Annotated in this window: 27 protein-coding genes and 1 riboswitch; of the genes, 13 read left to right on the top strand and 14 right to left on the bottom strand. The window is 63.9% G+C overall.

All coding sequences use genetic code 11. The annotated features are described in order from the left end of the window. Positions 1-2 precede the first annotated feature (2 nt). The 5 genes from ugpE to E8Q41_RS09330 all read left to right on the top strand — a co-directional run bounded on the left by ugpE (position 3) and on the right by E8Q41_RS09330 (position 5,670). Positions 3-845, top strand: coding sequence for a sn-glycerol-3-phosphate ABC transporter permease UgpE (gene ugpE / locus E8Q41_RS09350; RefSeq protein WP_137155266.1), 843 nt, complete (start codon positions 3-5; stop codon positions 843-845). A gap of 8 nt (positions 846-853) precedes the next feature. Continuing rightward, the gene (locus E8Q41_RS09345) at positions 854-1,951 is read left to right on the top strand and encodes a sn-glycerol-3-phosphate import ATP-binding protein UgpC (RefSeq protein ID WP_137155265.1); all 1,098 of its coding nucleotides are present in this window, start codon (positions 854-856) and stop codon (positions 1,949-1,951) included. After that, entirely contained in the window at positions 1,948-2,937 is a 990-nt protein-coding gene (locus E8Q41_RS09340) for an endonuclease/exonuclease/phosphatase family protein (RefSeq protein ID WP_137155264.1), read from the top strand. Before E8Q41_RS09345 ends, E8Q41_RS09340 begins: the two co-directional genes overlap by 4 nt. A gap of 91 nt (positions 2,938-3,028) precedes the next feature. Beyond that, positions 3,029-3,976: a glutathione synthase gene (gshB, locus tag E8Q41_RS09335; RefSeq protein ID WP_137155263.1), complete on the top strand. Its 948-nt coding sequence runs from the start codon at positions 3,029-3,031 to the stop codon at positions 3,974-3,976. Between the two features lie 161 nt (positions 3,977-4,137). Then, on the top strand, positions 4,138-5,670 hold the full coding sequence (locus tag E8Q41_RS09330) for a YifB family Mg chelatase-like AAA ATPase (RefSeq protein ID WP_137155262.1): 1,533 nt from the start codon (positions 4,138-4,140) through the stop codon (positions 5,668-5,670). A gap of 1 nt (position 5,671) precedes the next feature. On the opposite strand, the gene E8Q41_RS09325 is transcribed toward E8Q41_RS09330, so the two are convergent. The 4 genes from E8Q41_RS09325 to dut all read right to left on the bottom strand — a co-directional run bounded on the left by E8Q41_RS09325 (position 5,672) and on the right by dut (position 8,602). After that, a complete protein-coding gene (locus E8Q41_RS09325) occupies positions 5,672-6,070 on the bottom strand; it encodes a VOC family protein (RefSeq protein WP_137155261.1) in 399 nt (132 codons plus the stop codon). 74 nt (positions 6,071-6,144) lie between these two features. Then, positions 6,145-7,113 (bottom strand): cysteine synthase A, encoded by a 969-nt coding sequence (gene cysK, locus E8Q41_RS09320; RefSeq protein ID WP_137155260.1) that lies wholly within the window; start codon positions 7,111-7,113, stop codon positions 6,145-6,147. A 130-nt stretch (positions 7,114-7,243) separates the two neighbouring features. Beyond that, on the bottom strand, positions 7,244-7,861 hold the full coding sequence (locus tag E8Q41_RS09315) for a LysE family translocator (protein ID WP_137155259.1): 618 nt from the start codon (positions 7,859-7,861) through the stop codon (positions 7,244-7,246). 273 nt (positions 7,862-8,134) lie between these two features. After that, complete coding sequence (dut, locus tag E8Q41_RS09310; protein WP_137155258.1) at positions 8,135-8,602, bottom strand: dUTP diphosphatase; 468 nt, start codon at positions 8,600-8,602, stop codon at positions 8,135-8,137. A 93-nt stretch (positions 8,603-8,695) separates the two neighbouring features. On the opposite strand from dut, the gene E8Q41_RS09305 reads away from it, so the two are divergent. Then, the gene (locus tag E8Q41_RS09305) at positions 8,696-10,279 is read left to right on the top strand and encodes a peptide chain release factor 3 (protein WP_137155257.1); all 1,584 of its coding nucleotides are present in this window, start codon (positions 8,696-8,698) and stop codon (positions 10,277-10,279) included. Between the two features lie 17 nt (positions 10,280-10,296). Here E8Q41_RS09305 and otsA read toward each other — a convergent pair whose 3' ends face one another. Further along, a complete protein-coding gene (gene otsA, locus E8Q41_RS09300) occupies positions 10,297-11,670 on the bottom strand; it encodes an alpha,alpha-trehalose-phosphate synthase (UDP-forming) (protein ID WP_137155256.1) in 1,374 nt (457 codons plus the stop codon). A gap of 28 nt (positions 11,671-11,698) precedes the next feature. Continuing rightward, entirely contained in the window at positions 11,699-12,502 is an 804-nt protein-coding gene (gene otsB, locus E8Q41_RS09295) for a trehalose-phosphatase (protein ID WP_137155255.1), read from the bottom strand. 124 nt (positions 12,503-12,626) lie between these two features. Next, positions 12,627-12,723: riboswitch (TPP riboswitch) on the top strand. Between the two features lie 63 nt (positions 12,724-12,786). Between otsB and thiM the strand changes: the two genes are divergently transcribed. From thiM to E8Q41_RS09275, 4 genes are read left to right on the top strand one after another with little or no spacing between them, the layout of a single operon-like run. Further along, positions 12,787-13,590 carry a hydroxyethylthiazole kinase gene (gene thiM, locus E8Q41_RS09290; protein WP_137155254.1) on the top strand — a complete coding sequence of 268 codons (804 nt, stop codon included), beginning with the start codon at positions 12,787-12,789 and terminating at the stop codon, positions 13,588-13,590. Further along, the gene (gene thiE / locus E8Q41_RS09285) at positions 13,587-14,222 is read left to right on the top strand and encodes a thiamine phosphate synthase (protein WP_137155253.1); all 636 of its coding nucleotides are present in this window, start codon (positions 13,587-13,589) and stop codon (positions 14,220-14,222) included. The genes thiM and thiE overlap by 4 nt, the downstream gene beginning before the upstream one ends. After that, positions 14,219-15,037: a bifunctional hydroxymethylpyrimidine kinase/phosphomethylpyrimidine kinase gene (gene thiD, locus E8Q41_RS09280; RefSeq protein ID WP_137155252.1), complete on the top strand. Its 819-nt coding sequence runs from the start codon at positions 14,219-14,221 to the stop codon at positions 15,035-15,037. Before thiE ends, thiD begins: the two co-directional genes overlap by 4 nt. Beyond that, the gene (locus E8Q41_RS09275) at positions 15,034-15,798 is read left to right on the top strand and encodes a 3-oxoacyl-ACP reductase (RefSeq protein WP_137155251.1); all 765 of its coding nucleotides are present in this window, start codon (positions 15,034-15,036) and stop codon (positions 15,796-15,798) included. The genes thiD and E8Q41_RS09275 overlap by 4 nt, the downstream gene beginning before the upstream one ends. A 2-nt stretch (positions 15,799-15,800) precedes the next feature. On the opposite strand, the gene E8Q41_RS09270 is transcribed toward E8Q41_RS09275, so the two are convergent. The 4 genes from E8Q41_RS09270 to E8Q41_RS09255 all read right to left on the bottom strand — a co-directional run bounded on the left by E8Q41_RS09270 (position 15,801) and on the right by E8Q41_RS09255 (position 18,588). Beyond that, positions 15,801-16,205, bottom strand: a complete 405-nt coding sequence (locus E8Q41_RS09270; RefSeq protein WP_137155250.1) for a GFA family protein — start codon at positions 16,203-16,205, stop codon at positions 15,801-15,803. A 55-nt stretch (positions 16,206-16,260) separates the two neighbouring features. Next, positions 16,261-16,833 carry a dual specificity protein phosphatase family protein gene (locus tag E8Q41_RS09265; protein WP_246660139.1) on the bottom strand — a complete coding sequence of 191 codons (573 nt, stop codon included), beginning with the start codon at positions 16,831-16,833 and terminating at the stop codon, positions 16,261-16,263. Positions 16,834-16,950: 117 nt separating this feature from the next. Then, the gene (locus E8Q41_RS09260) at positions 16,951-17,568 is read right to left on the bottom strand and encodes a glutathione S-transferase (RefSeq protein WP_137155249.1); all 618 of its coding nucleotides are present in this window, start codon (positions 17,566-17,568) and stop codon (positions 16,951-16,953) included. A 108-nt stretch (positions 17,569-17,676) separates the two neighbouring features. Then, on the bottom strand, positions 17,677-18,588 hold the full coding sequence (locus E8Q41_RS09255) for a pirin family protein (RefSeq protein WP_137155248.1): 912 nt from the start codon (positions 18,586-18,588) through the stop codon (positions 17,677-17,679). A gap of 205 nt (positions 18,589-18,793) precedes the next feature. Here E8Q41_RS09255 and E8Q41_RS09250 point away from each other — a divergent pair, with 205 nt between their 5' ends. Beyond that, positions 18,794-19,609 (top strand): class II glutamine amidotransferase, encoded by an 816-nt coding sequence (locus E8Q41_RS09250; RefSeq protein WP_137155247.1) that lies wholly within the window; start codon positions 18,794-18,796, stop codon positions 19,607-19,609. Positions 19,610-19,612: 3 nt separating this feature from the next. On the opposite strand, the gene coaBC is transcribed toward E8Q41_RS09250, so the two are convergent. Further along, positions 19,613-20,854, bottom strand: a complete 1,242-nt coding sequence (gene coaBC, locus E8Q41_RS09245) for a bifunctional phosphopantothenoylcysteine decarboxylase/phosphopantothenate--cysteine ligase CoaBC (RefSeq protein WP_246660138.1) — start codon at positions 20,852-20,854, stop codon at positions 19,613-19,615. Positions 20,855-21,030: 176 nt separating this feature from the next. On the opposite strand from coaBC, the gene E8Q41_RS09240 reads away from it, so the two are divergent. Beyond that, the gene (locus tag E8Q41_RS09240; RefSeq protein ID WP_137155246.1) at positions 21,031-22,269 is read left to right on the top strand and encodes an aminopeptidase; all 1,239 of its coding nucleotides are present in this window, start codon (positions 21,031-21,033) and stop codon (positions 22,267-22,269) included. 102 nt (positions 22,270-22,371) lie between these two features. Here E8Q41_RS09240 and E8Q41_RS09235 read toward each other — a convergent pair whose 3' ends face one another. Further along, on the bottom strand, positions 22,372-22,968 hold the full coding sequence (locus tag E8Q41_RS09235; RefSeq protein WP_137155245.1) for an NAD(P)H-dependent oxidoreductase: 597 nt from the start codon (positions 22,966-22,968) through the stop codon (positions 22,372-22,374). A 2-nt stretch (positions 22,969-22,970) separates the two neighbouring features. Continuing rightward, positions 22,971-24,569, bottom strand: coding sequence for an exodeoxyribonuclease VII large subunit (xseA, locus tag E8Q41_RS09230; protein WP_137155244.1), 1,599 nt, complete (start codon positions 24,567-24,569; stop codon positions 22,971-22,973). A gap of 141 nt (positions 24,570-24,710) precedes the next feature. Here xseA and E8Q41_RS09225 point away from each other — a divergent pair, with 141 nt between their 5' ends. Then, positions 24,711-24,974: a hypothetical protein gene (locus E8Q41_RS09225; protein ID WP_137155243.1), complete on the top strand. Its 264-nt coding sequence runs from the start codon at positions 24,711-24,713 to the stop codon at positions 24,972-24,974. 4 nt (positions 24,975-24,978) lie between these two features. Here the strand turns inward: E8Q41_RS09225 and E8Q41_RS09220 are convergent, their stop codons facing one another. Then, entirely contained in the window at positions 24,979-26,805 is a 1,827-nt protein-coding gene (locus tag E8Q41_RS09220) for a hypothetical protein (protein ID WP_137155242.1), read from the bottom strand. Positions 26,806-26,862: the final 57 nt, after the last annotated feature.

Here is a 26,862-nt window from a genome sequence, read left to right as displayed (position 1 = left end):
CCATGCGCCGCACATCGCCTTTCGATCACCTCATCCTCATTCTCGGCTCGCTGCTGATGATCCTGCCGGTGGTGGTGGCCTTCACCACCTCGACGCATGAGGCGGCCGACATCCATATGAACGGGCTGACCTTCTCACTCGGCGGTCATTTCACCGAGACCTATCAGAAAGTGCTCAGCCATCAGGGCGGCTTCACCGGCAAGGTGACGGGCCTGACCATGCTGACCAATTCGCTGATCCTCGGCATCGGCTTTGCGGTCGGCAAGATCGTGCTGTCGATGCTGGCGGCCTATGCGATCGTCTATTTCCGCTTTCGCGCCGCCACGCTGATGTTCTGGATCATCTTCACCACGCTGCTCCTGCCGCTCGAAGTGCGCATTCTTCCCTCCTACGAGGTGATGCACAAGCTCGGCCTGATCAACACCTATACCGGCCTGATCGTGCCGCTGCTCGCCTCCGCCACAGGCACCTTCTTCTTCCGGCAATTCTTCAAGTCGGTGCCGGACGAGATCCTCGAAGCGGCCCGCATCGATGGCGCGGGGCCGTTCAAATTCTTCATCGACATTCTCGTTCCGCTGTCGCGCACCATGATGGCGGCCATGTTCATCATCATGTTCGTCTATGGCTGGAACCAGTATCTCTGGCCGATGCTGATGACCAATGACGAGAGCTTCTACACGCTGGTGCGCGGCATCAAGCAGATCCTCGTCGTCTGGGTGGGCGCCCAGATCCCCGACTATAACGAAGCCTTCGCCATGGCCGTGCTCGCCATGGTCCCGCCGGTGCTGATCGTCGTGATCTTCCAGCGCTGGTTCATCAAGGGCCTGACCGAAAGCGACAAGTGAGAACCGCCATGGCGACCATCGACATCAAATCCGTTTCGAAAATCTATGCCGGCGGCGCGCAGGCCGTACGGGACATCTCCATCGCCATCAAGGACGGCGAGTTCATCGTGCTGGTCGGCCCCTCCGGCTGCGGCAAGTCCACGCTGCTGCGCATGGTAGCCGGGCTCGAGGAAATCTCCGCCGGCGAAGTCCGCATCGGCGACCGCCGCGTCAACGATGTCGATCCCGCCGATCGCGACATCGCCATGGTGTTCCAGAATTATGCGCTCTATCCGCATATGACCGTGCGCGACAACCTCGCTTACGGCCTCAAGAACCGCAAGACGCCCAAGGCCGAGATCGCTGCCCGCGTGGCCGACGCCGCCCGCATGTTGGAGATCGAGCCCTATCTCGACCGCAAGCCTCGGGCGCTTTCCGGCGGCCAGCGCCAGCGCGTGGCCATGGGCCGGGCGATCGTTCGCCAGCCCGCCGCCTTCCTGTTCGACGAGCCGCTCTCCAATCTCGACGCCAAGCTGCGCGTCACCATGCGCGGCGAGATCAAGCGCCTGCAGCGCCGGCTCGGCACGACCTCGATCTATGTCACCCACGACCAGCTGGAGGCGATGACGCTGGCGGACCGCCTCGTTGTGCTCAACAAGGGCGAGATCGAGCAGATCGGCAGCCCGCTCGACGTCTATCATCGCCCCGCCTCCACCTTCGTCGCGAGCTTCATTGGCTCGCCGGCGATGAACCTCGTGAAGGCGCAGGCCGAAGGCGCCGGCGTGAAGATCGGCGATCAATGGCTGGCGCTGTCGAAGCCGCTCACATCAGATGCGTCTCTGACGCTCGGCTTCCGTCCCGAAGACGCCGCTCTCTCCATGGATCCCGCACAGGGACTTCGCTTCGAACTGGATTATGTCGAGGAACTCGGCGCCCAGCGGCTGTTGCATGGACTGGTCGGCGGCCAGCCGGTGTCGGTCGTCACCGCCAGCATTCACGCCTTCCGGGGCGAAATGGGACTGTCGATAACCGAGAACAAGCTGCACGCCTTCTCGGCGCAGACGGGCAAGCGGCTGGGGCAGAGCGACGGCGTCGCTGCGGCGCACCGGGCGGAGGCGCTGGCATGATCAGGACCTTGGTTTCCGAACTCGCCGCTCCCTCCCAGGCGATGCGCGACGCCCTCCCCCGCGCCATTGAAACGGTGCTGGAGCATGACTCCGTGATGTCGGGGCTTGCCGCAATGACCTCGCTTGAGGCGGCCGGAACCGCATCCACATCAGGCCCCCTCGCCTTTCCAATCACCGTATCGGCCTGGAATCTGGAACGCTGCCTGTTTGTCGAGGACAGCGCCATCCATCTGAAGCAACACGCGCCTAATCTGGTGCTGCTGTCCGAAATGGACAACGGCATGGCCCGCACCGGCCAGCGGCACACGACGCGCGACCTCGCGAAGCAGATGAACATGGCCTATGCCTATGGCGTCGAGTTTCTCGAACTCGGCCTGGGCTCGGACACGGAGCGGGAGTTCTGCACCGACTCGTTCAACCTCAAGGGCTTTCACGGCAACGGCCTCCTGTCTGCCGCGCCGATCCGCGAGCCGTTCATGATCCGGCTGTGGGGCGAGCGTCTCTGGCGCGGCGATAAGGACCAGCCGCGCATTGGCGAGCGCTGCGCCGTGGGCGGGCTGATCGACACCACATCCGGCCCCTTCGTCGCCGTCTCCGTCCATCTTGAAAGCGCAACGACCGCCGCCTATCGCGAAAAACAGACGGCTGATATGATCGACCGGCTGGAGCAAGCCTTTCCCGACCTGCCGATCCTGATCGGCGGCGATCTCAACACCGGCAACCACGCCGGCGGCGATTTCGAGGCGGAAGGCCTGTTTTCGATGAGCGCGGCGCGCGGCTTCACCCGCCATGGCGGTCCGCTCGATCAGATGACGACGCGACCCAGCCTGATCACCCGCTGGCCTGACAGGGCGATGAAACTCGACTGGTTCCTGACGCGCGGGCTCGAGATGTCGGAGACTGTCATCACGCCGTCGCTCGATCCCTCGGGCCGGCCGCTTTCCGATCACGATCCGATCACGACGCGCATTCTGGGCTTTCTCTGAGCCTCGGCTTTCCTTCTCTTCGCCGGGCTTGCCAAGCGCCCGGCCCGGTCCTACATCTGGCCGGCTTTGATCATCCCGGGAGCGCCTTTTCATGGCCAATATCAAGAACGTCGCTGTGCAGATGGACCATGTGTCCTCCATCAATATCGCCGGCGATTCCACTTTCGCCATGAGCCTGGAAGCGCAGGCGCGCGGCTACAAACTGTTCCACTACACCCCGAACCAATTGTCGATGCGCGACGGCAAGATCTACGCCACCGTCGAGCCGATGGAACTGCGCGACGTGAAGGGCGACCATTTCACGCTGGGAGATCCAGAGCGCGTCGATCTGTCGACCATGGATGTGGTGCTCTTGCGCCAGGATCCGCCCTTCGACATGGCCTATATCACCTCGACGCATCTGCTCGAGCGCATTCACCCCAAGACGCTGGTGGTCAACGATCCCGCCTGGGTGCGCAATTCGCCGGAAAAGATCTTCGTCACCGAATTCGCCGATCTGATGCCGCAGACGCTGATCACCCGCGACGTCAAGGAAATCGCCCGCTTCCGCGAGGAAATGGGCGACATCATCCTGAAGCCGCTCTACGGCAATGGCGGGGCCGGCGTGTTCCACTCCTCGCGCGACGACCGCAACTTCACCTCGCTGCTGGAAATGTTCGGCCAGATGTTCCGCGAGCCCTTCATCGCCCAGCAATATCTGCCTGATGTCCGCAAGGGCGACAAGCGTATCATCCTGATCGACGGCGAGGCGGTGGGCGCGATCAACCGCGTGCCGGCCGAGACGGATTCGCGCTCCAACATGCATGTCGGCGGCCGCGCCGAGCATACCGAACTCACCGCGCGCGAACAGGAAATCTGCGCCCGCATCGGGCCTGCGCTCCGCGAACGCGGCTTCCTGCTGGTCGGCATCGACGTGATCGGCGACTACATGACCGAGATCAACGTCACCTCGCCCACCGGCATCCGCGAGGTCAAGAAGTTCGGCGGCGCCGATATCGCCTCGCTGTTCTGGGACGCGGTGGAAAAGAAGCGCGCCTGATTCACGATTTTGTTCTTGTCGCTCAACCGGTTGCAACCCAATTGCAGCCGGGGGGTGAAATTTGTTCTTGTTTTATTCCGGTTTCCGTGATTGACTGCAACCCAGTGCCGAGGAGGGCGACCTTTGCTCCTTTCCGGCGAGCAAGCGGGGGCGCGGGCAATATGGTGGCGAGAGTCAGCACAGTCGCATTCCAGGGCATCGAAGGGGTGCCGGTCGACGTCCAGGTCATGGTGGGGCCCGGTAAGCATGTGATGCAGATTGTCGGCCTGCCCGACAAGGCGGTGGCCGAAAGCCGCGAGCGCGTACAGGCGGCGCTGCACGCCTCGGGGCTGGCGCTGCCGCAGAAGAAGGTCACCGTCAATCTCGCGCCGGCGGACCTCCCCAAGGAAGGCAGCCATTTCGATCTGCCTATTGCGCTGGCGATGATGGCGGCGCTCGGCGCGATCCCGGCGGATGCGTTGCAAAACTATCTTATCCTCGGCGAACTCAATCTCGACGGCACGATCGCGCCGGTGGCCGGCGCGCTGCCTGCGGCGATCGCCGCCAACGCCATGGGCAAGGGACTGATCTGCCCGCAGGACAGCGGTCCCGAAGCCGCCTGGGCGGGCGCCGACATCGACATTCTCGCGCCGCGCAGCCTGGTTGGCCTCGCCAATCATTTCCGCGGCACCCAAGTGCTGTCACGGCCGCAGCCGGCAGTCCGGGCGCTGCCCGCCAACAGTCCAGATCTCGCCGACATCAAGGGGCAGGAAAGCGCCAAGCGGGCGCTCGAAGTCGCGGCGGCTGGCGGCCATAATCTGTTGTTCGTCGGACCTCCCGGTTCGGGCAAGTCGATGCTCGCCCAACGCCTGCCCTGGATCCTGCCGCCGCTCGATTCCGCCGAACTCCTGGAAGTCTCGATGATCCATTCGATCGCCGGGCAGCTCGCGGGCGGAAAATTGTCGGATCGCCGGCCGTTTCGCGCGCCGCATCATTCGGCGACCATGGCGGCGCTGGTCGGCGGCGGGCTGCGCGCCAAGCCCGGAGAAGCGTCGCTCGCCCATCACGGCGTATTGTTTCTCGATGAACTGCCGGAATTTCACCCGCAGACGCTGGATGCGTTGCGTCAACCCTTGGAAACCGGCGAATGCGTCATTGCTCGCGCCAATCATCACGTTAGTTACCCGGCTAAGTTTCAGCTGATCGCGGCGATGAACCCCTGCCGCTGCGGCATGGCCGGCGAACCGGGCCATACCTGCGCGCGGGGGACGCGCTGCATGAGCGATTATCAGGCGCGGCTTTCCGGCCCACTGCTCGACCGCATCGACATCCGCATCGACGTGCCGGCCGTCAGCGCCACCGATCTCATTCGGCCCCGGCCTGCGGAGCCGAGTTCGGTGGTGGCAGCCCGCGTCGCCCGGGCTCGCGCGCTTCAGCGCGACCGCTTCATGGCCGCAGGCCTGCCCGAGATCGGCAGCAACGCCCGCTGCGCCACCGCGCTGATCGAGGCGATCGCCGAACCGGATCCCGCCGGCTTGCAATTGCTGCGCGACGCCGCCGACAAGATGAAATTCTCGGCGCGCGGCTATCACCGCATCCTGAAGGTGGCGCGCACGCTCGCCGATCTCGACGAGGCCCCGCGCGTGGGCCGTATTCATCTGGCGGAAGCGATTTCCTACCGGATTGCCGGGACAGCCTTACAGAACGCCGCATAGCCTATTCGGGTTTATTGATAACGGCTTCGATATGATGCCCGTCGGGGTCGATCACGAAGGCCGCGAAATAGTGGGGGCCATAATGGGGCCGGAGTCCCGGGCCGCCATTGTCGATGCCGCCATGGGCGATGGCTTCGGCGTGAAACTGCTCAACGCTCACGCGGCTCGGGGCGGCGAGAGCGAGGTGGAAACCTGAACCCGGTGGGCTGGCGTCATGCGGCCTGTGTTTCAGGGCCAGTTTGTCGCCGCCGCCGGGTAATCCGTAACCGACTGCCTGATCGTCCTCGCCGGGGCGGATATCCTCCCAGACGCGGATATACCCGAGCGGCCTGAGAGCGGCGTCGTAGAACCGCGCGGCTTTGAGGATGTCTGCGACGCCCAGCGAAATGTGATGAAGCATCGGTTTTTCTCTCAGGGCGGTGGGTCCAGAAAACACCGGAGCCGCAAAAGCACGGCTCCGATGTCTGCAAAAAATCAGCCGCCGAGGCCTTCGAACAGGGCTGTCGACAGATAACGTTCGGCAAAGGAGGGAATGATCACGACGATGTTTTTGCCGGCGTTCTCTTCGCGCTGGCCCACCTTGATGGCCGCCGTCAGCGCGGCGCCCGAGGAGATGCCGACCGGCACGCCTTCGAGACGGGCGACGAGGCGAGCCTGGGCGAAGGCTTCGTCATTGCTGACCGTGACGACTTCATCATAGATGGATTTGTCGAGGATCGCGGGCGCGAAGCCGGCGCCGATGCCCTGGATCTTGTGCGGACCCGGATTGCCGCCGGAGAGAACAGGAGAATCGGCAGGCTCCACTGCGATCACCTGAACCGACGGCTTGCGCGCCTTCAGCACCTGACCCGTGCCGGTGATGGTGCCGCCGGTGCCGATGCCGGAAACGAAAATATCGATCTCGCCATTGGTGTCGTTCCAGATTTCCTCGGCCGTCGTCTTGCGATGGATGTCCGGATTGGCGGGATTTTCGAACTGCTGGGGAATGACAGCGTCCGGCAGAGAGGCGGCCAGTTCCTCCGCCTTGGCGATCGCGCCCTTCATGCCCTTCGGGCCCTCGGTCAGCACGAGTTCGGCGCCGAGCAGCGCCAGCATCTTGCGGCGCTCGATCGACATGGTCTCGGGCATCGTCAGGATCAGCTTGTAGCCCTTGGCGGCGGCGGCGAAAGCCAGCGCGATGCCGGTGTTGCCGGAGGTCGGCTCGACCAGCGTGGTGCGGCCCGGCGCGATCTTGCCCTGGGCTTCGAGCGATTCGATCATGGCGACGCCGATGCGATCTTTCACCGACGCGATCGGGTTGAAGAATTCGAGCTTGGCGAGCAGGTTCGCCTTGACGCCCTTTTCCTTGGCCAGCTTGTCGAGCCGCACGATCGGCGTGTCGCCGATAGTCTCAGTGATCGAGCCGTAGATTTTTCCCCGTCCGGCTTTGCGCGTGTCGGTCATGGTGCTTCTCCCTGTGTTTGTGACAGCAGGTTAGGGAGGAATGGGCGCGCTTTCCAGCAAGATCGGCGCGCAGGAGGGCGAATATCGAGAAAATTCCACCCTTTTTCGGCATTGCGGACGAGTGAACCTGCTACGCTGCCCGACTGGCGATATAGCCGGCGGTCGCGAAGAGACAGGCCGCAGCCGCCTTGTTGAGCCGACTGAGCGCTTTCGGATGCTTGAAGGCCTCGCGCGCCTTTCCGGCCAGAGCCACATAGGGAAAAGTCACGGCTACGAGCACCAGGAATGTCGCGGCAAGCAGCAGCAGATAATCCGTAACCCCGATGCTTTCGAGATCGATGATCGTCGGCACCAGCGCGACATAAAACAGCATGGCTTTGGGATTGCCGAGCGTCACGAAAAGTCCCGAGGCAAAGGCCTGCGTGAAACTCTTTTTCGGAGCGGCGCCGATCTCGGCGCTGAGGATGCCCCCGGTCCAGATCTTATAGGCGATCCAGGCGAGATATAGAGCGCCCAAGATCTTGATCACGGTGAACACCTCGCTGAACGCATGCGCCAGCACGGCCAGTCCGAGCACGACGGCAGTCAAAAACACCATATCGCCGAGGATCAGGCCGAGCGCCATGCCGATGCCTTCGACCATGCCGGCGCCAAGCGCCCGCGCCACAAGCGCCGTGATCCCCGGCCCGGGAATGGCGGCGGCGAGGAGAAGGGCGAGGGAATAGGCGGCAAGGGCTGAAACTGTCATGACTGGACTCTCTCGGAATGAGCGGGTTCTATCATGGGTAGGTATATACGTCAATAAATCCGGATATATTACTAAATGTCCGTTTATTTTACGACTTTTCGCAACTTTACATCATCTTGGCACAAAACCGGAGTTAAGCCTCATTTGCGCTGAAACCGGCGGAAAAATCACGGCGCAGACGCATTCTTGTGACCGCCTGCAGCGCGCGTCAGGATCGACCATCGATCTCCCCGCGCCGCGCCGCCGCAAAATCACCGGCTCGACGGTCTTTTCTCAGACGCCTGTGGAGCCGAAACCGCCGCCCCCCCGCGTCGTGTCGCTCACATGCGCCCGCTCTTCAACGCCGGCCTGGACTACGGGCGCGACGACGAGTTGGGCGATGCGCATGCCGCGCTCCACCGTGAATGGTTCCGAACCCAGATTGACCAGCAGCACCTTCACCTCGCCGCGATAATCGCTGTCGATCGTTCCCGGTGTATTCAGGCAGGTCACGCCATGTTTGAGCGCCAGCCCCGAGCGCGGCCGCACCTGCACCTCGAAACCTTCGGGGATCTCGAACACGAAACCGGTGGGGATGAGCGCCCGCTCCCCGGCCTCGAGCACCATGGGCTGATCTTCCGGCGCGGCGGCCCGGATGTCCATACCGGCGGCGCCGCTGGTTTCGTAGGAGGGCAGCGGCAGATCGGCGGCGTGCGGCAGGCGCACGAGGCCAATCGTGGGAATTGCGGTGGAGTTGCTCATGGCGGACTTGTCGCCTCGCCAGCGCCGCCGGTCAATTGCATTTTGCGGCTCGAAACGGTAGAAGGCCCGCGCTCAACAGGATTTTCTGAGAACATGACCGAGACCTTGGCCGAGGCGATCTCCCGCCGCCGCACCTTCGCTATTATCGCGCATCCGGACGCAGGCAAGACGACGCTGACCGAAAAGCTCTTGCTGTTCGGCGGCGCCATCCAGCTCGCCGGTGAAGTGAAGGCCAAGAAGGACCGCATCCAGACGCGGTCGGACTGGATGAAGATCGAGCGCGAACGCGGCATCTCGGTCGTCACCTCGGTGATGACCTTCGAGTATAACGACAATGTCTTCAACATTCTCGATACGCCCGGTCACGAGGACTTCGCCGACGACACCTATCGCACGCTGACCGCCGTCGACGCGGCCGTGATGGTGATCGACGCCGCCAAGGGCATCGAGCCGCGCACGCTGAAACTGTTCGAAGTCTGCCGTCTCCGCAACATCCCCATCATCACCTTCATCAACAAGATGGACCGCGAGAGCCGCGATCCCTTCGAAATCCTCGACGAGGTCGAAGAAAAACTGGCGCTCGACACCGCGCCGGTCACTTGGCCGATCGGTCGGTCCAAGACCTTCTGCGGCTCCTACAATCTCGCCGACAATACGGTGCGCGGCTCCGACACCGAGGTCGTGGGCACGCCGGTCAACGGACCGGAAGCGGTGGCCGACCGTCTGCCGGAAAACGAACGAGAGGTTTTTGTCGACGAGGTCAATTTGGCGATCGAGGCCTGCAAGCCGTTCGACCGCGAGGCTTTCCTCGAAGGCCATCTCACGCCGGTGTTCTTCGGCTCGGCGCTCCGCAATTTCGGCGTCCGCGACCTGATCAACGCGCTCGGCGAGTTTGCGCCCGCGCCGCGCGACCAGGTGGCCGACACCCGCACGGTGCATGCCGCTGAAGACAAGATGACCGCCTTCGTCTTCAAGATCCAGGCGAATATGGACCCCAACCATCGCGACCGCATCGCCTTCGCCCGGGTCTGCTCCGGCAAGATCGAGCGCGGCATGAAGGCGCGGCTTGCCCGCACCGGCAAGCAGCTGGGCTTGACGGCGCCGCAATTCTTCTTCGCCTCGCAGCGCCAGCTCGCCGACACCGCCTATGCGGGCGATGTGGTCGGCATTCCCAATCACGGCACGCTGCGCATCGGCGACACGCTGACCGAGGGGGAATCGCTGGTGTTCCAGGGCGTGCCGAATTTCGCGCCGGAGATCCTGCGCCGCGTGCGGCTCGAAGACGCGATGAAGGCCAAGAAGCTCAAGGAAGCGCTGCATCAGATGGCCGAGGAAGGCGTGGTGCAGCTGTTTTCGCCCGAGGATGGTTCGCCGGCGATCGTCGGCGTGGTCGGCGCGCTGCAGCTCGACGTGCTCAAGGAGCGTCTGTCGGCGGAGTATACGCTGCCGGTGTCGTTCGAAATGTCGCGCTTTTCAGTCTGCCGCTGGATTTCGGCCGAGAGCCCGGCGGATCTGCAGAAATTTCTCGATGCCCGCCGCGGCGACATCTGCCGCGATCTCGACGGCGATCCGGTGTTCATGGCTCAGGACGGCTTCTCGCTTCGCTATGAAGCCGAGCGCCATCCCGCCATCAAGATGATCGCCATCAAGGAATATCACGTCCAGAAGGCGGCCTGACCCCAGGCCGCCAGCCGTCAGGCCGTGAGGTCGCTCAGGAAGTCGTCGCACCAGCGCTGCACCGTCTGCGTTTTCAGGTGTTCCATCATGCCGCTCCAGCGCTCCTTGCGCTCGTCGAGCGGCATATGGATGGCGCGGGCAATAGCGTTGGCCGCGCCTTCGATGTCATAGGGATTGACGAGCAGCGCGCCCTTGAGTTCGCGCGCTGCGCCGGCGAAGCGTGAGAGCACGAGAACGCCGGGATCCTCTGGATCCTGGGCCGCCACATATTCCTTCGCCACCAGATTCATGCCGTCACGCAAGGGCGTCACCAGCCCCACCCGCGCCAGCCTGTAGAGCCCGGCTAACACTGGCCGGGCGACAGAGCGGTTGATATAGCGGATCGGAACCCAGTCGACCGTGCCGAGCGCGCCGTTGACGCGGCCGGCCTGTTCGGCGACCGTGCGCTGCATCGCTTCATATTCGGGCACTTCCGAGCGTGATTTCGGCGTGACCTGCAGATAGGTGACCTTGTTGTGCTGCTCGGGATTGGCGGTCACGAATTTTTCGAACGCATCGATGCGCTGCGTCAGCCCCTTGGAATAATCGAGGCGATCGACACCGATGATCAGATTGCGGCCCTCGATGCTGGCGCGGGCTTTGGCCACCATCGGATGCCTGGCGGCGCGGCGGGCATAGGCCGCGAAACCTTCCGTCTCGATGCCGATCGGATAGGCGCCGCCCTTGAAGGTGCGGCCGAAGGAGGTGAGCCGGCCATCCGCCAACTGTTCGCCAATGCCTTCGCGCACGAGGCCGCCGGCGAAATTGGCGAAGTCGTGATCGGTCTGGAAGCCGACGAGATCGTAATCGGCCAGCCCCTTCATGATCTCCTCATGCACAGGCATCGCGAACAGCACATCGGCGGGCGGCAGGGGAATATGCAGGAAGAAGCCGATCTTGTTCTTGACCCCCAGAGCGCGCAGTTCGGTGGCGAGCGGGATCAGGTGATAGTCATGCACCCAGATGATGTCGTCGGGCTCCAGCATCGGCGCGAGCTTGGCGGCAAAGAAGCGGTTGACGCGGAAATAGCCGCTCATCTCCTTGCGCGCATATTCGGCGAGATCCAGCCTGTAGTGGCAAATCGGCCAGAGAACGCGATTGGCGAAGCCGTGGTAATACTCATCAACGTCGCGGTCGGTGAGATCCGTCAGCGCATAGGTGATGGCGCCCTGCTCCAGGATCGTCAGGTCAGCAGGTTCTTGGTCGCCCGAGGACTTTCCCGACCAGCCCATCCAGATGCCGCCGCGTTCTTTCAAGGCGGCCTGCAGAGCGACGGCAAGGCCGCCGGCGGGAGCGGCGCCCGACTTGTCGGGAAGAGGAACGCGGTTGGAGACGACCACAAGTCTGCTCATGGCGAAAATCCTTTCATGCTAATGGAAATCAGGAGCAGGCGGCCAGCGCCGACAAAGCTGCTCGCAGAGACTGGGGAGATGGAAGCCGCCAATGCGCCGCCGTTACGGCCGGCGTTTCGACAATGCGGATCGAGGCGCCGCCGAGCGCGTTGACGGTTTTGAACATGGCCTCATCGGTGAGGTCGTCGCCGATGGCGACCGGAATTCGCCCGGCGAAAGGCGTCTCACCGAGAAAGGCCTGCACCGCGCGGCCCTTGTCGGCGCTGTCGGGGCGGATCTCGACCACCATCTTGCCGCGCTGCAATTCATAACCTGGGCCGATGGCCGAGAGCGCGGCCTGCATGGCGACGTCGACCTCCATCGCATAGGCGGGCGCCTGGCGGTAATGAATGGCGATCGCTGCGATCTTGTCTTCGAGGATCACGCCGGGCCAGGCTTTCGCGGTGCGCGCCAATTCGCGCTTGGCCTCTTCAAAGGCGGGCGTGGCGGCGCTTCGGACGACCCGTCCATCGGCGCTGCGGCGCTCGGCGCCATGCAATCCGGCAATGGGAAAGCAATGCGGTTCGAACAGCCGGTCGGCGTAAGGCAGGGATCTACCGGTGACGAGAGCCAGCGCGCCGCCGAGCGTTTGCGACAGGCTGGCGAGGATAGATGGCAGTTCTGGAGGAACGCGGATGGCGTCAGGCGTCGCCGCAAGATCGATCAGCGTGCCGTCGATATCCAGAAACAGCGCATAGGCGGCAGGATTGGCGCGGATGTCGGAAAAGACGTCACCCACCGTTTTTGCAGCGCCCGAACCAGCATTCAGCCCCATGTTTTCCGTCTTGGTCATGCCGCCACACTCCGAACCTGATCCTCCCCAGTCTTTCGAACGCCGAGGACGTCGCAGAAGTTCCCGCTGAGAGGCGAAAGTTTTCCGGATGACAGACCGCGTCAAAGCTGGCATGTATGACGCCGTTGAGAGACAGGGGCGTTCGTCGCAAGACGGGCTGAGAAGCACCCTTCGAACCTGAACCAGATAATGCTGGCGGAGGGAGTCGCTCGGATGATCCGCCCGCGCGACCAGCGCATTCTATCGGATCATTCCTGCTGCTTGCCCCGCCTGAAAGGGGCAAGATGACGGATTTGACCACTCCCGGCGACTATCTCGAGGTCATGCGCGCTGAAGCGCCGCTCGTGCAATGCATCACCAATTACGTGGCGATGAACATCGCCGCCAACTGCCTGCTCGCGGCCGGCGCATCGCCCGCGATGGTGCATGTGGCGGAGGAAGCAGGCGAATTCGCACGCTTCGCTGCGGCGCTCACCATCAATATCGGCACGCTTTCGCCGGATTGGGTGGACGGCATGACCGTTGCTGCCCGAAGCGCGCGTGACGCGGGCGCTCCCTGGGTGCTCGATCCGGTCGCGCATTTCGCCACAGCCTATCGGCGACGGGCGACCGAGACCTTGATCGCGCTGAAACCAGATATCATCAGGGGCAACGCGTCTGAGATCCTCGCGCTGGCCGGCGGCGAAAGCACGGCCAAAGGCGTGGACGCCCGCGATCCCGTCCATGCCGCGGAGGACGCCGCCCGGCGACTGGCGGGCGAACTGAGCGCGATCGTCGCCGTGACCGGCGAGACCGATTTCGTCACCGACGGAACACGCGCCCTTCGCATCTCGGGCGGTTCGCCGCTGATGCCGAAGGTGACGGCGCTCGGCTGCTCGCTGACCTGCCTGATCGGCGCCTATGCCGGTGTGAAGGGCGCCGACCTGTTCGACGCGAGCGCCGCAGCGCTCTCGCATTTCGCGGTTGCTGGCGCACGCGCTGAGGCCGACGCAACGGGACCGGGCAGCTTCTCCGCCCACTTTCTCGATCACCTCGCCGCGCTCGACGGCAAGGCGCTCGACGCCGCCGATCGGAGGGAGGCCGCATGAGCCGCTTCGATCTCTCGCTCTATCTCGTGCTGGACCCCATGCTTTCGGAACCCTTCGGCTTGATCGAAACGGCGCGGCGCGCGGTGCGCGGCGGCGCGACCATGGTGCAATTGCGCGACAAGACGGCGACGACCGAACGAATGATCGAAACCGGGCGTCTCCTGAAGGCGGCGCTGGCGGGCACAGACGCAAGGCTGATCGTCAATGACAATGTCGACGCAGCCCTGGCGATCGACGCCGACGGCGTCCATATCGGTCAAAGCGATCTGGGCGTGCGGGCGACGCGCGACCGGATTGGTTCCGAGATGCTTCTCGGCCTGTCGATCGGCAGCGTCACGGAAGCCGAAGCGCTCGACCCGACGCTGGTGGATTATGTCGGCGTCGGTCCGGTCTTTCCGACCGCGACGAAACCGGGTCATCCGCCGGCGATCGGCATTGACGGACTTCGGGACGTGATCCGCGCCACGCATCTGCCCGCCGTGGCGATCGGTGGGGTCAAGATCGGTCATGTCGGGGAGATCCTGGCGACAGGGGCAAAGGGCGTCGCCGTCGTGTCGGCGATCTGCGGCCAGCCAGATCCCGAAGTCGCCGCGCAGGCGCTTCGCGACGCGATTGACAGGAGCCTGACATGATCGCCAATGTCCTATCGATCGCCGGTTCCGATCCCTCGGGCGGCGCTGGCATCCAGGCCGACCTCAAGGCCTTTTCCGCCCGCGGCGTGTTCGGCATGGCGGCGCTGACCGCGCTGACCGCGCAAAACACCCAAGGGGTCTCCGCCGTGCACGCCCTGCCCGCAGATTTCGTGGCGGAACAGATCCGCATGGTGTTTGCCGATATCCGTGTCGATGCGGTCAAGATCGGCATGATCGCCAATGCCGAGATCGCCGCGGCGGTGGCGGAAGCCCTCCGCCTTTATTGTCGCGCGCCTGTGGTGCTCGATCCGGTGATGATCGCCAAGGGCGGCGCGCCCCTGCTCGACCCCCAGGCGATGGAGACGGTGCGGCGAAGACTTCTACCGCTCGCCACCGTCGTCACGCCAAACCTGCCAGAGGCTGCGGCTCTGCTCGACCGGCCAGAAGCGAAAACACGCGAGCAGATGGCGGAGCAGGCACGCACGCTGTTGGATCTCGGCCTCGGCGCCGCCCTGATCAAGGGCGGGCATTTATCAGGCGGCGAGAGCCCGGATGTTTTGGCGACGAAGGATGGACTCGTCTGGTTCGAAAGCCCGCGCACATCGACGAAGAACACCCATGGCACCGGCTGCTCGCTGTCGAGCGCCATCGCCGCCGAACTCGGCAAGGGATGCAGCATCCCCGAGGCTATCGGCGCCGCCAAACACTGGTTGAGCGGCGCGATCGGGGCTGCGGACGCGCTAGGCGTCGGCTCGGGCCATGGCCCCATCCATCACTTTCATCATCTCTGGACCGAAAAGGATATTTCCCGATGAGCAAGCCGATTGCAGAACAGACCGTCATCGTGACAGGCGCAGGTCGCGGCCTCGGCGCCGCGATCGCCCGCGTCTTTGCGCGCGAAGGCGCCAATGTCATCATCAACTACCGCAACAGCCGGGAGAAAGCGGAGGGGCTGGCTGACGCGCTAGGGCCGAAAGCGAGAGCGATCCGCGCGGATGTGCGGAATGCAAGCGACGTCGAAGCGTTGATCGCGGCGGCGAAGGACGCTTTCGGCGGCGTCGATACGCTGGTTCACAATGCGCTGGCCGATTTCAGCTTCAACGGCGACGCGAGAGACAAGCTCGACCAACTCTCCTGGGAAGCGGTCAATGCGCATCTGGAAACAGGCCTCAAGGGCGCGCTTAATCTGATCCGGGCTGTCCAGCCCGGCATGGCGACGCAGGGTTTTGGCCGCTTCGTTTTCATCGGCACCAATCTGTTCCAGAATCCCGTCGTGCCCTATCATGATTACACCGCCGCCAAGGCCGCGCTCCTGTCGCTGACCCGCACAGCGGCCAAGGAATTGGGATCTGACGGGATCACGGTCAACATGGTCTCGGGGGGATTGCTGCGGACGACCGACGCCAGCGCGGCCACGCCGGAAGTCGTTTTCGATCTCATCGCCGCCAACACGCCGCTTCAGCGGGTGACGACGCCGGAAGAGGCCGCCGACGCCGTGCTGTTCTTCGCCAGCCCCTGGGCGCGCGCGGTGACGGGCCAGAACCTGATCGTCGATGGCGGGCTGGTGTTCGGCTGACCTCACTCGCCCTGGGAGCCGGGGAGATCGCCGATCTCTCCGATCCAGGGCGCGGCAGATCGGGTCCATTTTTGCCGGCTCGGCGTCAATTCCGCCCGCTGATCGATGCTGCCCCAGCGGATGCCCCAGGTCTCGAAAGCCGCGCCCTGTCCGGTGGCGAAAAGCGGCGACCCGCAATTGGGGCAGAAATACTGAAGACGAATGGCGCCATTGTCGCCGCGTTTCTCATAGAGTTTCGGTGGCGCGCCGGTCTGCCGGATCTGGTCCCGCCCGGTCAGCGCCGTGACCCTGAAGGGCGAACCGGTGAGCGACTGGCAATCGGTGCAATGGCAAATTGAGACGCGCTCAGGGTCGATCTCCGCCTCATAAGAAACCTGGCTGCAATGGCACCGTCCTGTGATCCGCATTGTCCTCTCCTGGCTGTGACCGGACAATGCGACGGAACAGGAAAATGTTCAATTCTCAGCTTTCGAGGCCGATGACCTTTTCGAAGGCTTCCCAGCTTTCATCCATGGCATAAGCCCTGTTGATGAAGGGAATGCTGAAATGGCCGTAGATCAGTGACAGCTGCCACTCCGCCGTCTCCTCATCAACGCCGGCGATCTGCTGGAGATAGAGCACCGAGGCCAATCCGGTGCGGTCGACGCCGGACATGCAGTGAACCAGGATCGGCTTGGGGGCGTCGCGCATGATGCGGGTGAGGTCGGCCATCTGCACCGCATTCAATTCCTTGGCGGCCGACATGGCGAAATCGACGTGATGGAGACCGAGCGCCTTGGACTCCTTGATCTCGTCGACATACCAGCTCGAGCCCTTCTTGCTCGCGCCGCGCAGGTTGATCACAGTCTTGATGCCGTAGGTCTTGGCATAATAGGCGATATCGTCGCCGGATGGCTGCGCCGAGCGATAGAATTCGCCGGGGATCACTTCATGGAAGTTCCCGCGCAGGAATTGCTGGCCGAGGAACACGCCGCCGGCGAGGACGATCACGCCAACGCCGAGCGCCATTCGCTTGAAGAGTCGTTTCCACTGCATGTCGCCGTCCGATCTCGTTAGAATCATTCCAATCTAAGTCCAGCCTATATCAGCGACCTCTTTGCCAAGGAAGCGGCATTTCTGCGGCAAGTAGGTCAGCGGCGCGCCAATTTTTCTTCAGACGCCATGGCGCTCCGCGATCGCCTGCACCTGAGGGATGGCGCGCAGCCGGCGGGAATGCGCTGCGACGCATGGCGTCTCGGCGTTCATCTGCTGCGGATCGCGCCAGCTTGCGACCATCCAGAGATAGAGATCGGCCATGGAGAGACTGTTGCCCACGAGGTAATCGCCCGTCATCTCCGTCTCGATGATCGCATATTGGGCGCTCAGATAATCTTCAGCCGCCGCTTGCACGGCGTCGGCGCCATCAGGATCGGTCGTGTAGCGATCGGCATAGGCCATGCGCAACTCGCCCTCATAGATGTTGACCGCCATGAAAATCAGCCAGCGGTCATGCGCGGCCCTGGCGCTGGTTCCCGGCTTCGGGGCGAGCCCGGCCTCCGGAAACGCGTCGGCAAGATGAAGCAGCATGGCTGCGCTTTCGGTCATCACGCTTCCATCGGGCAGGATGAGGGCCGGCACCTGCCGGCGCGGATTGATGGCAGTAAAAGCCTCTGTGAGATGTTCGCCTGCCGATGTGTCGATCCAGATGATCTCATGCGGCGCACTGATGATCGCCAGCGCCGCCTCAACTGCGGCGCTGCCGGATCCGATCCGTCCATAGAGCCTGTACATAGGCTAAATCCCCTTCCTTGGTCATCCGGGGCAGCCTAGGACATCCCGGCGGAAAAGGGACGTCGGGATGTGAAAAATTCACGCTTTTCGTCGCCGGGAAAATCAGAGTCAGTGATCGGCCTTGATGAAGGTGCCGTTCTGCAGATCGCGCATCGCCTGCATGATCTCTTCGCGGCTGTTCATCACGATCGGTCCATGCCAGGCGACAGGCTCCTCGATCGGCTTGCCGGAGACCAGCAGGAAGCGGATGCCTTCGTCGCCCGCCTGCACCGTCACTTCGTCGCCGCTGTCGAACACGACGAGCGTGCGATTGCCCGACATGTCGCGAATGGTCACTTCCTCGCCAGCGATCTCCTTCTCGATCTTCACTCCCATCGGGCGGGAGGCGTCGCGGAACGTGCCGGAGCCGGCGAAGATATAGGCGAAGGCCTTGCGATAGGTGTCGACGGCGAAACTCTTGCGACGGCCTGGCGGCACGGAGATATCGAGATAGACGGGTTCGGCGGCGATGCCGTCGACCGGTCCGGTCTTGCCCCAGAATTCGCCAGTGATGACCCGCACCGCCGTGCCGTCGTCATCGATCACCACCGGAATATCGGCGGCCTTGACGTCCTGATAGCGCGGCGCGGTCATTTTGAGCGACGACGGCAGGTTGGCCCAGAGCTGGAAGCCATGCATACGACCGGCGAAATCGCCCTGCGGCATTTCCTGATGCATGATGCCGCGGCCCGCCGTCATCCATTGCACGTCGCCCGCGCCCAACAGGCCGCGATTGCCGAGGCTGTCGCCATGCTCCACGGTTCCCGCCAGCACATAGGTGATCGTCTCGATGCCGCGATGCGGATGCCAGGGAAAACCACGTTGGTAATGGGCGGGATTGTCGTTGCGAAAATCGTCCATCATCAGGAAGGGGTCAGTCAGCGAGGGATCGCCGAAACCGAAGACGCGATGAAGATGCACGCCTGCGCCTTCCATGGTCGGCGTGGCGTGGCTTTCATGCTTGACGGGACGAATGGACATGACGGCTCCTCGGTTAATTTTCTCGAATATAGTTCCTCCGGATCGGCCATGACAGCAGCGCCAAGGTAACGCTGTGTTCATTTTCCGCATGCTGCAGCGCAAAATGTCTTTGACACTTTTGTGACTTCATCTTTTATTAACCAGGCTGGTCGGAAGATGAATCGCAAGTCGGCGCTGTGCGGCGCCAAAACCGAGTGGGTGAAATATGTGTCGCTGGGCCGCGTATCGCGGAGAGCCGTTGTTTCTTGAAGATATCGTGTCGGCGCCCGCTCATTCGCTCGTCGTGCAGTCCCTTTCGGCCACGCAGGCCAAGACCCCCACCAATGGCGACGGCTTCGGCATCGCGTGGTATGGCGACCGCGATGAACCCGGTCTCTATCGCGACGTGATGCCGGCCTGGGCCGATTGCAATCTCAAGAGCCTTGCCCGCCAGATCCGCTCGACGCTGTTTCTCGCCCATGTGCGCGCCGCCACCTATGGCGCAACCCGGCGCGACAATTGCCATCCCTTCGCCCATGGCCGCTGGTCCTTCATGCATAACGGCCAGATCGGCCAGTATGACCGCATGCGCCGGGCGCTGGAAAGCCTGCTGCCGGACGAGCTCTACGCCGCCCGCCGCGGCACCACCGATTCCGAACTGATCTTCATGCTGGCCCTGCATTTCGGGCTGGACGACATGCCGATGACGGCGCTGCGCGAGGCGCTGGCGCTGGTTGAACGACAGGCCCTGCATATGGGCATCACGCCGGATGTGCGCTTCACCGCCGCCTTTTCCGATGGCGACACGCTTTATGGCGTCCGCTACGCCACGGGCGCTTCGGCGCCGACGCTTTATGCGTCGCGCATGGGCGGCGGCTACTGCCTCGTCTCAGAACCGCTTGATGAAGACGAACGCACCTGGGGCGAGATACCCGACGGCAGCGCCGTGGTGCTGTCCGACGACGGCATCAAGATCACTCCGTTCTCGACGGGCGTCGCCGCCTTTGAGAAGTCCGAAGATCTCAAGGTTCCAGCCGAATAGCGCTCAGAGCGGATTGAGCCGTTCGGCGATCAGGGCGACGAGACGCTCGGCGACTTCCGCCTTGTCCATGTCGGGCCAACGATCGACGCCATCGGCGGCAATGATCGACACAGTGTTGCGGCTGCCGCCCATCACCCCGGTTTCCGGCGACACGTCATTGGCGACGATGAGGTCCGCGCCCTTGCGCGCCAGTTTCGCCCGCGCATTGTCCTCGACGTCATTGGTTTCGGCGGCGAAGCCGACCACCAGTTTCGGCCGCTTTTCATGATGGCCGATGATCTTGAGAATGTCGGGATTTTCCGTGAGCGCGAACGCCGGGGGGGCATCGCCCGGGGTCTTCTTGATCTTTTCCGAGGCTTCGCCGTCGACGCGCCAATCCGCAACCGCCGCCACCATCACCGCGATATCGGCGGGCAGCGCCGAAAGCGTGGCGTCGCGCATCTCGACGGCGCGTTCGACCCTGACGACCTTGACGCCGCGCGGATCGGGCAGCGTCACCGGCCCCGAGATCAGCGTCACATCGGCGCCTGCGCCCGCGAGCGCGGCGGCGATCGCATGGCCTTGGGCTCCAGAGGAGCGGTTGGCGATGTAGCGGACAGGGTCGATCGGCTCATGCGTCGGGCCCGAGGTGACGATGGCGCGCCGGCCGGCAAGCGGTTTGGGCCTGTTGTCGAGCAGCGTTTCTATTTCAGCGACGATGTCGAGCGGTTCGGCCATGCGGCCGACGCCCGCCTCGCCCTTCTCCGCCATTTCGCCGCTGACCGGGCCGATGAAATGGGCGCCATCGATCAGCAGTTGCGAGGCGTTGCGGCTGACGGCGGGATTGGACCACATGGTCGGGTTCATGGCCGGCGCGATCAGCACCGGGCGCTCGGTGGCGAGAAGAATGGTGGAGGCGAGATCATTGGCCAGCCCATTGGCCATCTTGCCGATCAGATCGGCAGTGGCGGGCGCCACGACCACGAGATCGCAATCGCGCGCCAGCCGGATATGGCCGACATCGATTTCATCTTCGCGGTCGAACAGTTCCAGATGCACCTTTTCGGCGGCCAGCGCGCCGACCGCGAGCGGGGTGATGAATTCGGTGGCGGCGCGGGTCATGACCGGGATGACGCGGGCGCCGCGTTCACGGAGCCTGCGGATGAGATCGAGGCTCTTATAGGCGGCGATGCCGCCTGCGATGATCAGGAGAATGCGCTTGCCCGAAAGCGTGCCGGTCTTCGCCATGATGTCCTTCTCCGCCATGTCTTTTCCCGGCGGAAAATAGGCGGTCGGGGCCGCGGGCGCAACGGAATAGCGCGGGATTGGCGGCTTCCCCGTCTCGCAAACGCCGCGCAGGGTTAATTCGCCGCGCCGCCTTCACATCGCCGCCCAAATCATCCACATAACGGGATCAGAGAAAAGCAAGGCATGGAGCAGTCATGAGCGCGTCCGCAATCGATCCCGTCAAGCTGGAAAAACTCGCCGAAGTCGCGATCAAGATCGGCCTCGACCTGCAGAAAGGTCAGGACCTCGTCGTAACCGCGCCGATGGCGGCGGCGCCTCTGGTGCGCGAGATCACCAAACACGCCTACAAGGCCGGCGGCGGGCTCGTCACCACCTTCTACAATGACGAGGTCGTCACGCTAGCGCGCTACGAACATGCGGCCGACGACACTTTCGACCGCGCCGCAAGCTGGCTCTATGAAGGCATGGCCAAGGCCTACGCCAATGGCGCGGCGCGCCTCGCGGTATCAGGCGACAATCCGATGCTGCTGTCTCAGCAGGACCCGTCCAAGGTCGCCCGCGCCAACCGGGCCATGTCGACCGCCTACAAGCCGGCGCTCGAGAAGATCTCCAATTTCGACATCAACTGGAACATCGTCTCCTATCCCAACCCATCCTGGGCGCGGCAGATCTTTCCGGAACTCAGCGAAGATGACGCAGTGCGCAAGCTGGCCGACGCCATCTTCGCCGCTTCGCGCGTCGATCGCGACGATCCCGTCGCCGCCTGGCGGGAGCATAACGCCGCGCTGCATCGCCGCTCCAAATGGCTGAACGAGCAGCGGTTCTCCGCCCTGCACTTTAGGGGTCCGGGCACCGATCTCACCGTCGGTCTGGCCGACGGCCATGAGTGGCATGGCGGCGCATCGGTGGCCAAGAACGGCGTGACCTGCAATCCCAACATCCCGACCGAGGAAGTCTTCACCACCCCACATGCGCTGCGCGTCGAGGGCGTGGCCTCTTCCACCAAGCCGCTCTCACATCAGGGCACGCTGATCGACGACATTCAGGTGCGTTTCGAAGGCGGCCGCATCGTCGAGGCCAAGGCGTCCAAGGGCGAAGCGGTGCTGAAGAAGGTGCTGGAAACCGACGAAGGCGCAAGCCGGCTCGGCGAAGTGGCGCTGGTGCCGCATTCCTCGCCGATCTCGGCCTCGGGCCTTCTGTTCTACAACACGTTGTTTGACGAAAACGCCGCCTGCCACATCGCGCTCGGCCAGTGCTATTCGAAATGCTTCGTCGGCGGCGCCGATCTCACCCCCGATCAGATCAAGGCCCAGGGCGGCAATTCCAGCCTCATCCATATCGACTGGATGATCGGTTCGGGCGAGGTCGACATCGACGGCGTCGCCGCCGATGGAACCCGCACGCCGGTGTTCCGCAAGGGCGAATGGGCGTAAGGCCCGCCTGAAGATCTATCGAGAAATGTTTGGACCCGCCGCATACTCGCGCGCGGGTCTTTTCTTGAGCGAAACCCGTGGGATTTCGAGGATGGACGGACATTAAAGCCGCGCCGTCAGCGCCCGCACGCGGTCAAGATGCGCGGTCAATTGGGCTTCGGAGACGCGATCCATATCGTGCAGCGCCAGCATGCGGAAATCGACGTCCTTGGCGCAGAAGGCGGCGATGCCGCGTTTCAGCAGCCTGCGCACGGGATCGCCCATATAGAATTTCACCATCCACCAGGGCGAACCCGTGGTGGTGAAGGCGTAGAGATGGCGGATATTGCCGAGCGCGGGCCTGATGCGTCCGCCCGCCAGATCATGGGTGAAAGCGACGCCCGGCGCGAAAACCCGGTCGAAGAAGCCCTTGAGAATGGCGGGGAAATTGAACCACCACTGCGGAAAAACCAGGATCAGCCCATCGGCCGCCCTGAGCCGGGCAATGATCGGATCGACCCCGCTCGTATCGCAGGGCGTATCGAAATAGGCGGCGCGCTCGGCCGCCGAAAGCCGGGGGTCGAAATCCTCCCGGTAGAGATCGAGGAGATCCGCCTGATGCCCCCGGTCGCGCAACGTTTCGACCACGGTTTTCGCCACGGACGCCGCGTAGCTTTCCGGCAGAGGATGGGCGAGAACGACGATGAAACGGCGAGCCATGGCTAGAACAGGCTCCCCTGATCGATGACAGGGCCCTTGGCGGATTTCTTGCGCGGCGACGGCGCAGCCGCCGGAGGAGAAGACGGGGACGGCTCGGACCCCTCGCCCGCTGTCGCGACAATGTTTCCATCGGCAAACTGGATCGCGAGCGCCTGACCTGCGGCTACCTGCTCCGCTCTGGTCAAGGGCTGACCATTCTCGTCGCGGATCACGGCATAGCCGCGCTTCAGCACATTCTTGTAGGACAGCGATTGCAGAATGCGGTCATGGGCGGCGAGCGCCTGGCGTTCGCGCCTCAGGCGCACATCAAGCGCGCCATCGCTGCGCCGGGCGATATTGTTGAGCCGGTCGCGGCTTCGCGCCGTCTCGTTGGCGAGGCGGGCGGGCAGGCCGGAAAAAACTGCGTCGGCGCGGGCGATACGCGCCTTGAGCTGGTCGATGCGCCGCTCCACCACGCGTTCGGCGCGCAGGCCGAGATCACTAAGCCGCTGACGCCGTTCCGCAAAACGCGCCGCAAGCATATCGGGGCGGAGATGCGAAGCCGCCCGCTCCAGCATGCGGCGCTTGTTGAGCGCGGTCAGTTCCAGGCCGCGATCGAGCCGGGAGGCCGCTTCATCGAAGCGCCGGCGGGGCAGAGCCAGCAGCTGGTCTATCGACGGCATCGCCCGGGCAAGCCCCCTCAGCCCCTGGCGGCGATTGTCCATCTGCCGGTTGATGGCCGAGGCCAGACGCGCCGAAAGGCCTGCGAGTTGCGCTTCGAGGTCGGCTTTAACAGGCACGGCCATTTCGGCGGCGCCCGTCGGCGTCGGCGCGCGCTGGTCCGATGCGTAGTCGATCAGCGTCCAGTCGGTTTCATGGCCGACAGCCGAGATCAGCGGAATGGCGGAATTGGCGGCGGCGCGCACCACCGCTTCGTCATTGAAGCACCAGAGATCTTCGAGACTGCCGCCGCCGCGGGCGACGATCAGCACATCGGGCCGGGCGATGGGACCGTCGGGACCAAGCGCATTGAAGCCGTCGATGGCCGCGGCGATTTCCGCTCCCGCGCCATCGCCCTGGACCCTGACCGGCCAGACGATGACATGCAGCGGAAAGCGATCGGAAATGCGGTGCAGGATATCGCGGATCACGGCGCCGGTCGGCGAGGTCACCACGCCGATCACGGCCGGCATATAGGGCAGAAGCTGCTTGCGCGAAGGGTCGAACAGGCCTTCGGCCGCGAACTTCCGCTTGCGCTCTTCGAGCAGCGCCATCAGCGCGCCGACGCCGGCCGGCTCCAGGCTTTCGATGACGATCTGATATTTCGACGAGCCGGGGAAGGTGGTGATCTTGCCGGTGGCGATCACCTCCATGCCCTCTTCAGGCCGGACCTTCAGGCGGGTGAAGGAGCCCTTCCAGATCACCGCTTCCAGCCGGGACCGGTCATCCTTCAGCGCGAAATAGGCGTGACCGGAGGAATGCGGGCCGCGATAGCCGGAGATTTCACCCCGAACCCGCACATGCTCGAAAGCGGTCTCCATCGTGCGCTTGATGGAGCCCGAGATCTCGGAAACCGTGTATTCGGCGAGGTTGCCGGGCGAATCGTTGTCGAGAAAGCTCATGGCCTTCTATATCAGCGCCTGCCCGCTCCGCTCCAGAACCCTGCCTCCTTCTCGGCGCCGGGCGAGAGTTTTCCCCCGCTTCGTCCCCCACTTCGAGCGCTATGCGATGATGATCCGTCAGAAACAGAAGGAGACATCGACATGACTGATCGCTTCGAGACCACCACCGCCTCGCTCAACGGCCCGGCCATTCACGCTTTTCCGGTCACCCCGGACGACACAGCCGCCCTGCCGGAGACCACCCGCGCGCTTTATGTCGGCTCGGGCGGCGCGGTGACCGCCGAGCTTCAATCCGGCGCGGTCGCGACCTTTGCGGCTGTTGCGGCAGGCGCGATCCTGCCTGCGCGGATCGTGCGCGTGCTGGCCACGGGCACGACCGCAAGCAGCCTCGTGGGGCTGGTGTAAGACGCTAGCGGATCACCCGGAAGATCTTCATGCGCGGATCGCCCGCGGCGTCGACGGGTTCCAGGAACTCTGGGATCTCGCCGCGGGCGAGCCGCGCCCAGAAGCCGTTCGGGAATTTTTCCTTGAGCGCTTCCACCTGGGGATCGTCCATGCACAGCAGCACGTAACCGACCTTATCCTCCTCCATCAAAGCGGCGGCGATAGCGGGGTCCGAGGTCGCCATCTTCAAGCCGTCGAGCAGGCCCTTGGCGTTGCGGTGATAATTTCCGGTCAACACGGCATGCGGCGTGAACCGGAGGATGGCCGGGCCGGCGTTGAAGGCGGTGAGAATGCGGCCGGGCGGCAGCTTAGAAACCTCCGCCAGACTGTCCTTGCGGATGCAGGCTGGCTTGTCCTCATCCTCTTTTTCCTCAGGCGGAACGCCGGCTACCTTATTGACTGCGATCGTCACTGCCGCGCCGGAAAAGGCCCAGGCGGAGGGCACGCTCGCCAGGGCGGCGAGAATGAAGGCGATGGCCGCCTTGGGTTCATTGCGATGGGCGAGATAGTGAGCGCGGAGATCGGCGACGATCACCGATAGCGGCAGCGCGGACAGAAGATTGGTGAAGATCATGCCGCGCACCTGGATGGCGCTGACGATCCAGCTGATGGCGATCATGCCGGCGAGAAGGCTATAGGCAAGAACCTGCTCGCCGCGCAGAATGCGGAACAGGGCGACGCCAAGCGCGATCAAACCGACGCCGTAAATGCTGCCGATCGCGTCGGGGCTGACCTCGAACTGTTTGCCGATCGGCTGCGCCTCGGAAATGCCGCCGAGCCAGAGATTCTGCACCATGGGATCAAGACTGGACAGCGGATTGCCGAGGCATTCGGGCGCGACGAGGAGAGCCGCGACGCCGGCCAGCGCAGCGAGAACGGCAAGCGAGCCCCAGCGCCACAATGGGCCGCGCTGCGACGTAAAGGCGGCAGCGGCGGCAAGTCCTCCGCCGCCGATGACGGCAAGCGACAGGAAGCCGATCGACAGGGTGTCGCAGGTGACGCGGCTCCAAAGCGCCTTCGGCGTGGTGGCGAAGAAGAACACAGCAGCGAAGCCCGCGAAAGCCAGACCAAAGGCGATCGCGGCGCGGCGATGATCCTGCCCGCGCACGGCCCAGATGATGGCGACGCCCGTGGCCGCGACCGCGACCAGCGGCGTGGTCTCGGCGCCGATAGCGAGCGCGAAGGCGGCCAAGCCGCCGGCGACTGCGAAAGACCAGGCCCGCGCCAGGGGATCGAGGAGAAAGGCGGCCAAAAGCGCGACCACGGCCAATTGCACATTGTGATGATCGAGACCGCCGGGGCGGAACCGCATCATCGTGAACAGAAACATGGAGCCGAGGACGAGCCCGATCACCACGGCGGGCTTGCCGCCCAAGCGATAGGATCCGAGACCGACGCCCGCCATCAAGGGCAGGATCAACACCAGCGGCCAGACGAAGGCGGCGGCGGCTTCCGCCATTTCGGGGCTCATAAACAGGCCGAACAGCAGGATCAGGCCGCCGATCGGCGCATCGACGAAGCGCGACCAGTGCATCAGCATGCCGCCGGGCGGCCCCATGCGATACTGGTGCAGATCGAACCAGCTCTGGCCGCCGAGCCAGTCTCGCACTTCCACGAGCCGCATGACGTCGTCGGGGTCGGGACCGACATAATCCTTGTAGGTCGACAGATGCGAGCCGATCTGCGCGGCCACGCCCAGAAAGGTAAACAGCAGGATCATCCGCAGGAGCCAGCCCGCGCCCGCGCGCTCGTCGTCCGTGCGGAAACTTTCCAGGAGTTTGGGAGAAGTCATCGCTTCTTTACCGTTTTCAGACATATGCCCGCCGCCCGAGCGCGAAAGACCATTGGG

It is taken from the genome of Rhizobium sp. FKL33 (assembly GCF_005222915.1).
Lineage (GTDB): Bacteria > Pseudomonadota > Alphaproteobacteria > Rhizobiales > Rhizobiaceae > Rhizobium_E.
The sequence above is the reverse complement of the archived record's forward strand: the minus strand, read 5'-3'. Positions and strand labels throughout refer to the sequence as shown.